Source organism: Pseudorhodoplanes sp. (genome assembly GCF_059499825.1).
On sequence record NZ_JCABZI010000009.1, the window covers coordinates 463923 to 476247 of the forward strand.

Consider the following 12325-nt stretch of genomic DNA (forward strand, 5'->3'; position numbering starts at 1 on the left):
CGGCCACTTCAAGGTGACGGATCAGTCCACCTTCTCGTTGGGATAGACGCCCCAGAGCCGTTCCTGCGGCACCCAGCCGTCAAACTGCTTGCCGTTGACCCGGCACCATTTCCCGTCGCAGCGTTTGACCTGGGTGACGACACCCGGCTGGAGCTGGGCCGTCACCTCGCTCTCGGGTTTCGGGCTATCTGACACCGCGATGAGCTGATCCTTGTCGCGCGCGGTGACCACGGCGGTGCGGCGGCCGGACAGCAGCGAATGGTAGACCCAGCCTTCCGAGCCCTCGGAATCGCGGATGCGGCGCCAGTTCTCGAATTCGGCGGTGATTTCGACCGGCAGCCCGGACCGGGTGAACACCCAGGCAACGTCGTGATCCTTGGTCGGCCCGCTGCGCACATTCACCCGGTCGGATTTCAGGCTGACATAGCGCGGTACCGGCAGACCACTGGCGGTGCCGGCTGCGACTTCGCCGGCCGCCCAGACCTGCGGAGCCGAGACGGAGCCCAGGATGGTGCCCAGAAAGATGGTGGCGAGTGCGCCCGGTCGGATGGTTTGTCTTGCTACAGTCATCTGCTACATGGGAACGAAGACGCCGGATACGGAACGGCGCAGTGTCGGGGAGGCCGGTTAAGGAGGCCTGAACGGCATCGCACAACGCCGCTCGAAGAAATGCCGAAGGCTCGCACCGAGACATGTCGAACCGCAAGAAGCCCCTGGTGATCGTGACGCGAAAGCTGCCCGAGCGGGTCGAGACCCGCATGCGGGAATTGTTCGACGCGCGGCTCAATCTCGACGACAAGCCGATGACCCAGAGCGACCTGGCCGAGGCGGTCAAGGTCGCGGACGTGCTGGTTCCGACCGTGACCGACCGCATCGACGCGGCGGTGCTGAGCCATGCCGGGCCGAACCTGAAACTGATCGCGAATTTCGGCAATGGCGTCGACAATATCGACGTCGCGACCGCGCTTCAGCGCGGCATCACCGTGACCAATACGCCGGGTGTGCTCACCGAGGACACCGCCGACATGACGATGGCGCTGATCCTCGCAGTGCCGCGCCGCCTCGCCGAAGGATCGCAGATCCTGACCGGCGACCAGGACTGGACCGGCTGGTCGCCGACCTGGATGCTCGGCCACCGCATCTGGGGCAAGCGGCTCGGCATCATCGGCATGGGCCGGATCGGGCAGGCGGTGGCCCGGCGCGCCCGCGCATTCGGGCTGCAGATCCATTATCACAACCGCCGCCGCGTGGCGGCGCAGATCGAGGAAGAACTCGGCGCCACCTATTGGGAAAGCCTCGACCAGATGCTGGCGCGTGTGGACATCGTGTCGGTGAATTGCCCGCACACGCCTGCGACCTATCACCTGCTGTCGGCGCGCCGGCTGAAATTGCTGCGCCCCGACGCTTATGTCGTCAACACCGCGCGCGGTGAGGTGATCGACGAGAACGCGCTGATCCGAATGCTCTCCGCGGGTGAAATCGCCGGCGCCGGTCTCGACGTGTTCGAGCATGAACCGGCTGCGAATCCGCGGCTCGTCAAGCTCGCCCGCGAAGGCAAGATCGTGCTGCTGCCGCATATGGGCTCGGCGACGGTCGAGGGCCGCGTCGACATGGGCGAGAAGGTCATCATCAACATCAAGACCTTCATGGACGGGCACAAGCCGCCGGACCGGGTCTTGCCGTCGATGCTTTGACGGTCTTGCCGGCCGGTCATCGGTCCCGATTTTGCGCGCCCGCCGGGCTTTTCCTTGATAGGGTGCCGGATCGCGGCGCCTTAACCAATCCTGCGGAACGGGTTCCCGTGTGACGTTGTTGCGCTTTTGCCCCGCCGGTTCCGGGCCTAGAATGGCCGAAATCGACTTCGCCGGAGGCTCCCAATGCGCGCACTCGTATCTCTCGCATTGCTCCCGTTTCTATATGCGCCCGCGCATGCGCAGGCGCTAACCGGAGACGAGATCAAGGCCGCGTTCTTCAACGGCAAACCGTTTGTCGCCACCTCCACCACGCGCCAGCGCTTCACCATGGTGTTTACGCCCGACGGCAAGGCGACGCGCGAGCCGCTCAAGAAGGCTTCCGGCGAGCAGCCCGAGAAGACCGTCGGCACCTGGAAAGTGGTCAAGGAAGGGTTCTGCACCTCGTGGAAACAGGGCTCGCCCGCGACCTGCTACCGCCTGGTCCCAAACTCGCTCGACGACGCCAAATGGTCGGTGATGAAAGGCGCAGTCACGGTCGCGAGCTGGACCAAGCCGCAGCTTTGATCATCGCAAGACCTCTCGTCACTGGCGTGAAGACGCGCGAGCGACTTCGGGCTAAGGTTTTTCGTGGATCGTCAGATCGGTGATGCTGGGCGCGTCTCCCGACAGCGGATTGTTGCTGTCCCAGGCGTAGCTCAGCGACTCGAACCGCATCGACCGCGTATCGATCATCAGCAGCCGCCCCACCAGGCCCTCGCCGAAACCCACGATCTCGCGGATCGCCTCCAGCGCCATCATCGATCCGGCGATCCCGGGCAAAGCGCCCAGCACTCCCGCCTCCGAACAGGCGGGAATTGATCCCGGCGGCGGCGGTTCCGGAAACAGGCAGCGATAGGTCGGATTGGGTTCGCCTTGCGGCGAGCGCTCATGCGCCCGCAAGGTGGTGAGCGCGGCATCGAAGGTTCCGATCGCGCCGGAGACCAGCGGCCGCTTTGCCAGATAGCAGGCGTCGGAGACCAGATAGCGGGTCGCGAAATTGTCCGAGCCGTCGACCACCAGATCGTATTGCGCGATCAGCTCCAGCGCGTTGCCGGCGGTGATGCGGACCGAATGGCGCTCGACCGAGACATGCGGGTTCAGGCGCCCGATCGCGGCGGCCGCCGAATCGACCTTGGCGTCGCCGATATCGGCGGTGGTGTGGAGCACCTGCCGCTGCAGGTTCGAGAGCGAAACCAGGTCGTCGTCGACAATCCCGATGGTACCGATACCGGCGCCTGCCAGATAGAACAGGACCGGCGCGCCCAGCCCGCCGGCGCCGATCACCAGCACCCGGGCCCGCTTCAGCGCCGCCTGTCCAGGGCCGCCCACGTCCCGCAACACGATGTGGCGGGCATAGCGCTCCAGTTCCTCCCGGCTCAGCATTGCGTTCGCTCCCAATTCACGCGCCATTCTGCGTCTCCGGGCAGGGTGCCCGTCAAGGCCTTGCGCAATTCCTAATTGCCCGGTCATCATAGGCCGACAAGGGTGGCTTAGGGGTGTTGGCTGACATGCGTGCCGTTGCGTGGGTCACGGCGATCGCGTTCGCGCTGCTCTCGCAGGCGTCGGCACAGGCCCAGACGCCCGCGGCACAGGCCCCGACCGGCTCCCAGGTTGCGGCGGCCAAGGACAAGGCGAAAGCCAAGCCCGCCGAGACGCCTCCGAAAAAGGCCGCCAAAAAAACCGACAAGAAAGCCGCAAAGACGGAAAAGCCCGCGGCGGCGGTTGCCACCGCCACGCCGGAGCAACGCGCGGCCTATGCGGCTGTTGCGGTGGCGGAACGGATCGCGATCCAGTCCGACCTGATCTGGACCGGAGACCTGTCGGGGTCGATCGATACCGATTTCGGCGACCGCGCGATCGCGGCCGTCCGCGCCTTCCAGCGACGCAACAAATTCGAGGACACCGGCATCCTCACGCCCGAACAGCGCCGAACCCTCGCTGCTTCGATGCGTAGCCGCAAAGATTATAACGGTTGGGAACTGGTCGAGGACATCGCAACGCCGGGCGTGCGGCTTGGCGTGCCGTCTAAGCTCGTGCCGAATACCGAGATTGGCACCGTCGGCACCCGCTGGTCGTCAACGCGCGGCGAAATCCAGATCGAGACCTTCCGCGAGAAAATGGCAGGCGCGGCGCTGCAGGATCTGTTCGACGAAATGAAGAGACGGCCGTCAAACCGGCGCGTCGAGCAGAATGCGATCCAGGCCAATTCTTTTTCGCTCTCGGGACTGCAGGGGCTGAAGAAATTTCATGTCCGGGTTTATCTCAAGGACAACGAGGCGCGCGGGCTGACCATCCTGTTCGATCAGGCGATGGAAACCATCATGCTGCCGCTGGTCGACATCATCACCAGTTCGTACTTGCCATTCGGCGATCCTGCGACGGCGTCGACCTCACGGCGCGTCAGCTACGGCTCCGGCATCGTGGTGGGCGCGCGCGGATACGTCGTCACCGAGCGCCAGCTGACCGACGATTGTCAGGGTATCGTTGTCGCAGGCGTCGGGCGTGCGGACCGGATTGCCGAGGATGCGTCGTCGGATCTCGCGCTGATCCGCGTCAATGGCGCGCGCAATCTCAACGCGGCGCCGTTTTCCGCTGAGCCACCGAAAAGCACCGACCTGACGCTGGTCGGCATCGCCGAGCCGGCGGCGCAGGCGGGCGCGCGCAATGTCACGACGGTGCCGGCAAAATTACGCGGCGTCGATGGCGCGCGCGTGTTGATCGATACCGTGCCGGCGCGCGGCTTCGTCGGAGGTGCCGCGCTCGATGGCGAGGGCCGCCTTGCCGGGATGATCGACGTCGCGTCGGCGGCCGTTGCGGGCCCGGGGGCCAGCGCCGGCCAGGCCTCGTTTGTCCCGACTGCCAGCATCCGCAAATTCCTGGAAGGCGCCGGCGTGGCGCCCGTCACCGGCCGCGGCGATGTCGCGGCGGCAAAGAATGCGGTGGTGCGAGTGATCTGCGTGCGGAAGTAACGCGCGCCCGTGCCGCCGTCACTTGTGCTCGAACTTCGCCGGCCGTTTGTCGACGAATGCCGCCATGCCTTCCTTCTGGTCCGCCGTTGCGAATAGCGAATGAAACACCCGGCGTTCGAACAGCACGCCTTCGGCCAGCGTGGTCTCGAACGAACGGTTCACGGCTTCCTTCGCCATCATCACCGCCGGCAGCGACATCGATGCGATCGTGGTGGCGATCTTCATCGTCTCGTCCATCAGTGACGCAAGCGGCACCACGCGCGCGACCAGCCCGGACCGCTCGGCCTCAGCGGCGTCCATCATCCGGCCGGTGAGCGTCATCTCCATCGCCTTGGCCTTGCCGATCGCGCGGGTCAGACGCTGCGTACCGCCGATGCCGGGAATGACGCCGAGTTTGATCTCCGGTTGTCCGAATTTCGCGTTGTCGGCGGCAATGATCATGTCGCATTGCATCGCGAGTTCGCAACCGCCGCCGAGCGCGAAGCCTGCGACGGCAGCGATCACCGGCTTGCGCGCGCGCGCCGCCGCGTCCCAGCCGGCGGCGAAGTTGTCCATGAACGTATCCATGTAGCTCTGGCCGGCCATCTCCTTGATATCGGCGCCGGCGGCAAACGCCTTGTCCGATCCGGTGATGACCATGCAGCCGATATTCGCATCGGCCTCGAACGCGGCGATGGCGGCATTCAGTTCGCCAGCAAGTTCGGAATTGAGCGCATTCAGCGCCTGCGGTCGATGAAGCCGGATCAGTCCAACCCGCCCCTGCGTTTCAACCTGAATCGTGTTGTAGCTCATTGCGTTGCCTGCCCGGAAAGTGATGCATATGCTTTAACTGGATGGTCTAACTGAATTCACCGATGGCCGCCAAGAGCCGCTCGATATCCTCCGGCCGCGACAGCCGATGATCGCCATCCTTGACCAGTGTCAGCACAACGTCGTCGCGCGCGATTCGGGAAACAAGCGCCACCGCATGTTCCCACGGAACGTCGTCGTCCTTGACGCCCTGCAGGATGCGGACCGGGCAGCCGGTTTCGATCAGTCCGCCAAGCAGCAGATGATTGCGTCCGTCCTCGATCAATTGCCGGGTGATCAGATAGGGTTCGTCGGAATAGTCCGACGGCCGCTGCCAGGAGCCGGTGGTCTCGATCTGCTGCCGGATCTCCGGCGTCATCTTCTGCCACATCAGCACTTCGGTGAAGTCCACGGCCGGCGCGATCAGCACGAGCCCGGCAAGCGATCCGGTGCCCGTACTCGCGCCGGGCGTGTTGCCCGCCCGGATGTCGCGCGCCAGCAGCAGTGAAATCCATCCTCCCATGGACGAGCCGACCGCGATCGTTGGGCCGTCACAAAACTGCGAGAAGACGGCGCGGCATTCTTCCAGCCAGCGGCCGATGGTGCCGTCGGCAAAGGCGCCGCCGGATTCGCCGTGGCCCGAATAGTCGAAACGGATGCAGGCGCGGCCTTGTTCGGCGGCCCAGCGGTCGAGCGCTTCGGCCTTGGTGCCCTTCATGTCGGACTTGAAGCCGCCAATCCAGAACAGCGCGGGCCCGCGGCCGCTGCGGCGCCGGACCGCGATCGTTCGGCGCAGACTGCCCTCGCCAACCTCGATCGCGGTCAATTCTACGTCACTGATGGCCAAGCCGGTCTCCCAATCATCTTTTCGCCCCAAAGCAGGATGCAGCCTCGCATCGGGCGACGATATCCTGCAACACGTTTGCCTCGCGACCCGAGAAGTCTTATCACGTCGATGCGTGATCGGGCTTCCCAGGCCGCATTCCGTCAGCGAGATCGCGTCAGGCGCAATTGCATGTGCGCCGCAGACCGACTGCAGAAGAGGCCGAATGTGAATTCCCGTTCCGCAGCGCGAAGGATGGAGACCGCCGTTGACGAAACGGCAACCGCTTCTGTGCAGGCCCGCAGCGTCGTGACTCAACTCCGCCCGCTGACGGTTCTGGTGGTGGTGCCGACCTTGCAGGCGGGCGCCGCCGAGATGGGCGCCGTCGATCTGGTGCGCATCCTGACAGCCGCCGGTCATCGCGCTCTGGTGATGTCGCGCGGCGGACGGCTCGAGTCACGCATCGCCGCGGCGGGCGGCGAATTCATTTACGCCGATGTGGCGAGCAAGAATCCGGCAATCATGGCGCGCAATGCTGCGCTGATTTCGCGCGTCGTGCGCAACCGAAATTGCGACATCATCCATGCTCACGGGCGGGCGCCGGCCTGGAGCGCCCTGGTCGCTGCCAAGCTGACGCGCGTTCCCCTCGTCACCAGCTGGTACAAGGGCTTCCGCGAACAGAATGCCTTGAAGCGATTGTATAACAGCGTGATGGCGCGCGGCGACCGGATCGTCGCGGTCAGCGACCAGCTCGCGGATATGATCAGCGAGCGTTATCGCGTACCGGCGGATCGGATCGACGTGGTGCCGGCCAGTGTCGATCTGGGCCTATTCGATCCCTCGCTGATGTCGTCCGAGCGGCTGGAGCAGATGCGCCGGACGTTCGGCGTGACCGCTGGCGACAGGGTCGTGCTTGTGGTCGGACGAATGTTGCGGCGGAAGGGGCACCATGTCGCGGTCCAGGCGGCGCGCCGTCTCAAGGAGATGGGCCTCAAGGATTTCACATTCATTTTCGTGGGCGAGTCCGGCGGCAACAGCAGCTATGGCGGGGAAGTTTGGGACCAGGTGCTGGCCGGCGAGCTGACCGATGTGGTGCGGCTGATCGGTCCGGTCGACGATATGCCGGCTGCCTATGCCGCCGCATCGGTGGTGGTCTCGGCCGCGATCCAGACGGAAGGATTGCAGCGTACGATTCTGGAAGCGCAGGCGATGCAGCGGCCGGTGATTGTCTCCGACCTCGGCGCTGGTCCGGACGCGGTTCTGGCGCCCCCGATCGTGCCGGAAGACCGGATGACGGGTCTGCGTTTTTCCGCCGGCGACGCCGCGGCGCTGGCCGCCGCCTTGATCCGGCTGTTCTCGATGCCGCCCGCGCAGCAGGCGGCGATCGGCCTTCGGGGCCGCCAGTGGGTGACCGAGCATTTCAATCAGCCGGCGGTCAGCGACCTGACGTTGCGGCTCTATTCGGGGCTCGTGGGCAGCAAAAATTCGGTCTGATACGGCCCGGTGTGTCAGAATTCCGCAGGATTCTGCCGGTTTTAGCAGGGTCTGCCGTTGACTTGGCCCTGTTTTGTCCCGATCTTGACCGCCATCGCTGGCTGCGGACGCTTGGCCGACCGCCTTGAATGCGCGCTGCACCAGCCGGTTTATCGCAACAGCTACGGAGATTTTCCATTCGTCGTCCAATGAAGGCCGCGCTCCCCGTTCAGAAGGACGGTCCGCGCGTCAACGAGGAGATCCGCAACCGCGAGGTCCAGCTGATCGACCAGACCGGCACCAATCTTGGCGCGGTTCCGATTCAGGATGCGCTCGCGAGGGCCGCAGAGGCCGGGCTCGATCTTGTCGAGATTTCTCCCAACGCCAACCCGCCGGTCTGCAAGCTCCTGGATTATGGCAAGTATAAATTCCAGGCGCAAAAGAAGGCCGCCGAAGCCCGCAAGAAACAGAAGGTCGTCGAGGTCAAGGAAATCAAATTCCGGCCAATGATCGACGACCACGATTACGACGTGAAGATGCGGGCCATGAAGCGCTTCTTCGACGAAGGCGACAAGGTCAAGGTGACGTTGCGCTTCCGCGGCCGCGAAATGGCGCACCAGGAGCTCGGTACGCAGTTGCTCGACCGCGTCAAGACCGACCTGGCGCCCCTCGCAAAAGTCGAGATGGACGCCCGGTTCGAGGGCCGTCAGATGATTATGATTTTGGCGCCAAGGTAAGGCGCCGCGCACCCCGCGCGCGCTGCCGCGCGCCGGGGCCGTGCTGCCCCATCACATTGGTGCTGATCGACCAGGGCTTGTTGGCACCGCTCACGACATTGACGAGTTGCTGCAGCGGGATGCGTTCGATCTCGCTGCGCGGACGTGAAACATACAGATCGGCGTGATAGACGCCTTCGGTTTCATGGCCGCGCGTATCGATCCCGCGCATCTCCACCGCCCGCACGACCGATTCCATTTCCTCCCGGTTGGCAAACCGTCGCTGGACGAAGGTGGCGCCAAGGAATTTTTCGGTCTCGAGATCGTATTGCGAAAGTGTCGCTGCGATCCGGTCGTAGGGGAACATCCGCAAGACGAATGACGCGACCCAGGCGCTGCGGCCTTCGCGCGCCAGCGCCATGACGCGGTCGAATGTCGGGCTGCCGACGTAACCGACACAACCGGTCGAAACGATGATGTCCGCTTCCGCTATGGCCGACGCGACTTCGGGTTTCGGATCGCCGGCTTCAAGATCGGCGCAAAAGGCCATGTCCATGGCGCCGCTGGCCTGGCCGTAGCGGACCGCGGTCTCGGAGACGTCCAGTCCGATGACGCGGACATTCCGGTTGCGCGGCCACGACATATAGAATGCGCGGTCGAGTTCGAGCATGTCGTCATGGCCGAGCCCCTGCAGAGCCGGCGCCGTGTAGCGATCGCGCAAGGCATCGTAGGTGAGCGCGTACTTCATCAGCGCACCGTTGACGCCATACGAGCAGCCCAGATCGAGGACGGTGACCGGACGATCCTGAGTCGCGGCGCGGGCGCGGATCAGCTGGTCGAAAACCGGCTGTGCCAGATGCGGGATGATGTAATCGAGCTCGCCGAGATAGTTGAAATATTGCCTGGGATCGTTCTCGACATAGACGTGATCGAAATTGGCCTTGGATTCATTAATCGCGGAAAAAGATGCTTGCATCGAGTCTTGCCCCCGTTGGTCGGCTTGCCCACGCGATCAGGTGCGCGGAAAAGCATGGCTTCGCGCAAAATCGCGCGTGATCGGTTCGGACGAGTTGGCTGGGATTGCTGAACGTATAGTCATTTTGCTGGTTCGCTCAACCGACGGGGGCGCGGCATATCGTGTCACCGAAACGATATTGTGCCGCGACTGCCTCAGGCGACACGATCGGTCCTGTCGTGCGCGGCTCGGAATCAGCCAAACGGGGCAGGCGTGCCGACGCCGGGGTGGCTCACCGGACGAGCGGCGACCCTGGGCAGCGTTTCCGGTCCGTCCGCCGCGGGTCAGACCTCGGGCTCCAACGCGGCAGATCCCTAAAATCCTGCGGGACTTGCCTAAAATGGGCCTCTCTGCCATAACCCCGCCGCTCGTCGCCCGGCTGTCAGGGCTGCCGTGGCGGCGACACTTGCTCAATCAGCAAACGCTCGTTTTTCGAGCCATTTTCGGCGAACGCTCGGCTATTGCCGTTCGTCAGCCGTATCAGGAGAGCCAAATGCCCAAGTTGAAGACCAAATCGGGCGCCAAAAAGCGCTTCAAGATCACCGGCTCCGGGAAAGTTGTGTCCGCCCAGGCCGGCAAGCGTCACGGCATGATCAAGCGAACCACCAAGCAGATCCGCAATCTTCGCGGCACCCGCGTCCTGTTCAAGGCCGACGGGGAAAACATCAAGAAATACTGGATGCCGAACGGCTGAGTGCCTTCCGCCACCGTCTTTCTTCGTTTCTGCAAATTCCGTGTTTCGTTAAAGGAGATCAGCCATGGCTCGCGTCAAACGGGGCGTTACGTCCCACGCCAAGCACAAGAAGGTCCTGAAGGCCGCAAAGGGCTTTTACGGCCGTCGCAAGAACACCATCCGGATCGCCAAGCAGGCGGTGGAGAAGGCCAATCAATACGCCTTCCGCGACCGCAAGCGTCGCAAGCGCACCTTCCGCGCTCTCTGGATCCAGCGCCTCAACGCCGCTGTCCGTCCGTTCGGACTGAACTACAGCCAGTTCATCAACGGGCTGAACCAGACCGGGCTCGAAATCGACCGCAAGGTTCTGTCCGATCTCGCGATCCGCGAGCCGGCGGCGTTCCAGGTCATCGTCGAGAAGGTCAAGGCAGCGCTGCCCGCGCAGGCCTGATGATGTCATGCCCCGCGCAGGCGGGGCATCCACGCCTTTCCTGTCGTAACGCAAGACGTGGATGGCCGGGACAGGCCCGGCCATGACGAGCAAGTGAGACTCGTCATGTCGGATATCGAGCAACTTCAGCAATCGGTCCTTGCAGACATCGCCGCAGCCGCCGACGAGGCTGCGCTGGAAGCGGTGCGCGTCGCATCGCTTGGCAAGAGCGGATCGGTATCGGCGCTGCTGAAGACGCTCGGCGCCATGACGCCGGAGGAGCGCAAGTCCAGGGGGCCGGCGATCAACGGCCTCAAGGATGCCGTGAACGCAGCGCTCACCGCGCGGCGCGATGCGCTGAAGAATGCGGCGCTCGATGCGCGCCTCGCCACCGAGAGCGTCGATGTCACGCTTCCCGTGCGCGAAAGCCCGACCGAGACCGGCCGCATCCATCCGATCAGCCAGGTGATCGACGAGCTCACCGCGATCTTCGCCGACATGGGCTTTGCGGTGGCCGAGGGTCCGGACATCGAGACCGACGATTACAACTTCACGCGGCTGAATTTTCCCGAGGGTCATCCGGCGCGGGAAATGCACGACACCTTCTATTTCAATCCGAAGCCGGACGGCTCTCGGCTCTTGCTGCGCACGCATACCTCGCCGGTGCAGGTGCGCACGATGCTGACGCAGAAGCCGCCGATCCGCGTGATCTGTCCCGGCCGCACCTACCGAAGCGACTCCGATCAGACGCACACGCCGATGTTTCATCAGGTCGAAGGCCTGGTCATCGACAAGAGCGCGCATCTCGGCCACCTGAAGTGGATTCTGGCCGAGTTCTGCAAGGCGTTCTTCGAAGTCGACAACGTGAAGATGCGGTTCCGGCCGTCGTTCTTTCCGTTCACCGAGCCCTCGCTCGAGGTCGACATTCAGTGCCGGCGCGACAAGGGCGAGATCCGCTTCGGCGAGGGCGAGGACTGGCTGGAGATTCTCGGCTGCGGCATGGTGCATCCGAATGTGCTGCGCAATTGCGGGCTCGACCCCGACGATTATCAGGGCTTTGCCTGGGGCATGGGGATCGACCGCATCGCCATGCTGAAATACGGCATGCCTGACCTGCGGCCGTTCTTTGAAGCGGACATGCGCTGGCTGTCGCATTACGGATTCCGCCCGCTCGATTTCCCGACGCTCGCGGGAGGCTTGAGCAGCTAGTCATGGCCGAGAAAAGCGGCGAGGGCAGCACCGGTGCGCTTTATGCGGCGCTGACGCGCAAGTGGGACGCGAAGACACTCGCATCCTTCACCAGCGCTCTCGAGAACCATGACGCCGCGGAGACGGCAGCGACTACGGCGACGTTCCAGACCATCGACACAAAGGCAACGGGACTTCTGACCCATGTGTCGATGATGATCGCAGGTCTGGGCATCTGCATGCCGTTGCTGGCGCAGCACTGGATCGAAGAGGCGGTGATCATTTTGGAGATATCGATTTATCTCCTCATCGCTGTCGGTTGTCTGCGCTGCCTTTCGGTGGCGCGCTCGTTGCCCCTGCACGGATCCGGCCGCGATTTCAGGCAGACTGTGCAGCGCGAACTGGTGATCCGGCACGAACTCTATCGTCTGTGCAATCAAATCTCGATCTACTTTACGACCGCCGTTTTCCTAAGCTTGCCTGTCTTGTGGTGGATACGGCCGAAGGGTTGACCCG

Annotated in this window: 14 protein-coding genes; 9 read left to right on the plus strand and 5 right to left on the minus strand. The window is 64.0% G+C overall.

Features of this window, described 5'->3' with window-relative positions:
* Positions 1-21: 21 nt before the first annotated feature.
* Entirely contained in the window at positions 22-570 is a 549-nt protein-coding gene (locus AC5I5I_RS13640; protein WP_495764919.1) for an SH3 domain-containing protein, read from the minus strand.
* Positions 571-692: 122 nt separating this feature from the next.
* Between AC5I5I_RS13640 and AC5I5I_RS13645 the strand changes: the two genes are divergently transcribed.
* Positions 693-1694, plus strand: a complete 1002-nt coding sequence (locus AC5I5I_RS13645) for a 2-hydroxyacid dehydrogenase (RefSeq protein WP_495973821.1) — start codon at positions 693-695, stop codon at positions 1692-1694.
* Positions 1695-1877: 183 nt separating this feature from the next.
* A complete protein-coding gene (locus AC5I5I_RS13650; RefSeq protein WP_495973823.1) occupies positions 1878-2258 on the plus strand; it encodes a hypothetical protein in 381 nt (126 codons plus the stop codon).
* A gap of 51 nt (positions 2259-2309) precedes the next feature.
* Here AC5I5I_RS13650 and AC5I5I_RS13655 read toward each other — a convergent pair whose 3' ends face one another.
* A complete protein-coding gene (locus tag AC5I5I_RS13655; protein ID WP_495973910.1) occupies positions 2310-3116 on the minus strand; it encodes a HesA/MoeB/ThiF family protein in 807 nt (268 codons plus the stop codon).
* Positions 3117-3241: 125 nt separating this feature from the next.
* On the opposite strand from AC5I5I_RS13655, the gene AC5I5I_RS13660 reads away from it, so the two are divergent.
* Complete coding sequence (locus AC5I5I_RS13660) at positions 3242-4702, plus strand: serine protease (protein WP_495973825.1); 1461 nt, start codon at positions 3242-3244, stop codon at positions 4700-4702.
* Positions 4703-4720: 18 nt separating this feature from the next.
* Here the strand turns inward: AC5I5I_RS13660 and AC5I5I_RS13665 are convergent, their stop codons facing one another.
* Together AC5I5I_RS13665 and AC5I5I_RS13670 are read right to left on the minus strand one after the other, a co-directional pair.
* Positions 4721-5494, minus strand: coding sequence for an enoyl-CoA hydratase (locus AC5I5I_RS13665; RefSeq protein WP_495973827.1), 774 nt, complete (start codon positions 5492-5494; stop codon positions 4721-4723).
* Between the two features lie 46 nt (positions 5495-5540).
* On the minus strand, positions 5541-6338 hold the full coding sequence (locus AC5I5I_RS13670) for an alpha/beta hydrolase (protein WP_495973829.1): 798 nt from the start codon (positions 6336-6338) through the stop codon (positions 5541-5543).
* A 285-nt stretch (positions 6339-6623) separates the two neighbouring features.
* Between AC5I5I_RS13670 and AC5I5I_RS13675 the strand changes: the two genes are divergently transcribed.
* Complete coding sequence (locus tag AC5I5I_RS13675; RefSeq protein ID WP_495973831.1) at positions 6624-7808, plus strand: glycosyltransferase; 1185 nt, start codon at positions 6624-6626, stop codon at positions 7806-7808.
* A gap of 176 nt (positions 7809-7984) precedes the next feature.
* Positions 7985-8524 (plus strand): translation initiation factor IF-3, encoded by a 540-nt coding sequence (gene infC / locus AC5I5I_RS13680; RefSeq protein ID WP_495973912.1) that lies wholly within the window; start codon positions 7985-7987, stop codon positions 8522-8524.
* Here the strand turns inward: infC and AC5I5I_RS13685 are convergent.
* Positions 8502-9479 carry a class I SAM-dependent methyltransferase gene (locus AC5I5I_RS13685; protein ID WP_495973833.1) on the minus strand — a complete coding sequence of 326 codons (978 nt, stop codon included), beginning with the start codon at positions 9477-9479 and terminating at the stop codon, positions 8502-8504. The two genes, infC and AC5I5I_RS13685, sit on opposite strands and share 23 nt — an antisense overlap.
* Before the next feature lie 532 nt (positions 9480-10011).
* Between AC5I5I_RS13685 and rpmI the strand changes: the two genes are divergently transcribed.
* The 4 genes from rpmI (at position 10012) to AC5I5I_RS13705 (ending at position 12321) form a co-directional block, all read left to right on the plus strand.
* Positions 10012-10212, plus strand: a complete 201-nt coding sequence (rpmI, locus tag AC5I5I_RS13690) for a 50S ribosomal protein L35 (RefSeq protein WP_495973835.1) — start codon at positions 10012-10014, stop codon at positions 10210-10212.
* 64 nt (positions 10213-10276) lie between these two features.
* Complete coding sequence (gene rplT, locus AC5I5I_RS13695; protein ID WP_495973836.1) at positions 10277-10642, plus strand: 50S ribosomal protein L20; 366 nt, start codon at positions 10277-10279, stop codon at positions 10640-10642.
* Positions 10643-10747: 105 nt separating this feature from the next.
* On the plus strand, positions 10748-11830 hold the full coding sequence (gene pheS / locus AC5I5I_RS13700) for a phenylalanine--tRNA ligase subunit alpha (RefSeq protein ID WP_495973838.1): 1083 nt from the start codon (positions 10748-10750) through the stop codon (positions 11828-11830).
* 2 nt (positions 11831-11832) lie between these two features.
* Positions 11833-12321 carry a hypothetical protein gene (locus AC5I5I_RS13705; protein ID WP_495973840.1) on the plus strand — a complete coding sequence of 163 codons (489 nt, stop codon included), beginning with the start codon at positions 11833-11835 and terminating at the stop codon, positions 12319-12321.
* Positions 12322-12325: the final 4 nt, after the last annotated feature.

Coding starts and splice junctions, on each gene's coding strand:
- AC5I5I_RS13705 (WP_495973840.1), top strand. CDS start 11,833: ATGGCCGAGAAAAGCGGCGAGGGCAGCACCGGTGCGCTTTATGCGGCG.
- AC5I5I_RS13655 (WP_495973910.1), bottom strand. CDS start 3,116: ATGCTGAGCCGGGAGGAACTGGAGCGCTATGCCCGCCACATCGTGTTG.
- rpmI (WP_495973835.1), top strand. CDS start 10,012: ATGCCCAAGTTGAAGACCAAATCGGGCGCCAAAAAGCGCTTCAAGATC.
- AC5I5I_RS13685 (WP_495973833.1), bottom strand. CDS start 9,479: ATGCAAGCATCTTTTTCCGCGATTAATGAATCCAAGGCCAATTTCGAT.
- AC5I5I_RS13645 (WP_495973821.1), top strand. CDS start 693: ATGTCGAACCGCAAGAAGCCCCTGGTGATCGTGACGCGAAAGCTGCCC.
- AC5I5I_RS13640 (WP_495764919.1), bottom strand. CDS start 570: ATGACTGTAGCAAGACAAACCATCCGACCGGGCGCACTCGCCACCATC.
- pheS (WP_495973838.1), top strand. CDS start 10,748: ATGTCGGATATCGAGCAACTTCAGCAATCGGTCCTTGCAGACATCGCC.
- AC5I5I_RS13650 (WP_495973823.1), top strand. CDS start 1,878: ATGCGCGCACTCGTATCTCTCGCATTGCTCCCGTTTCTATATGCGCCC.
- AC5I5I_RS13660 (WP_495973825.1), top strand. CDS start 3,242: ATGCGTGCCGTTGCGTGGGTCACGGCGATCGCGTTCGCGCTGCTCTCG.
- rplT (WP_495973836.1), top strand. CDS start 10,277: ATGGCTCGCGTCAAACGGGGCGTTACGTCCCACGCCAAGCACAAGAAG.
- AC5I5I_RS13665 (WP_495973827.1), bottom strand. CDS start 5,494: ATGAGCTACAACACGATTCAGGTTGAAACGCAGGGGCGGGTTGGACTG.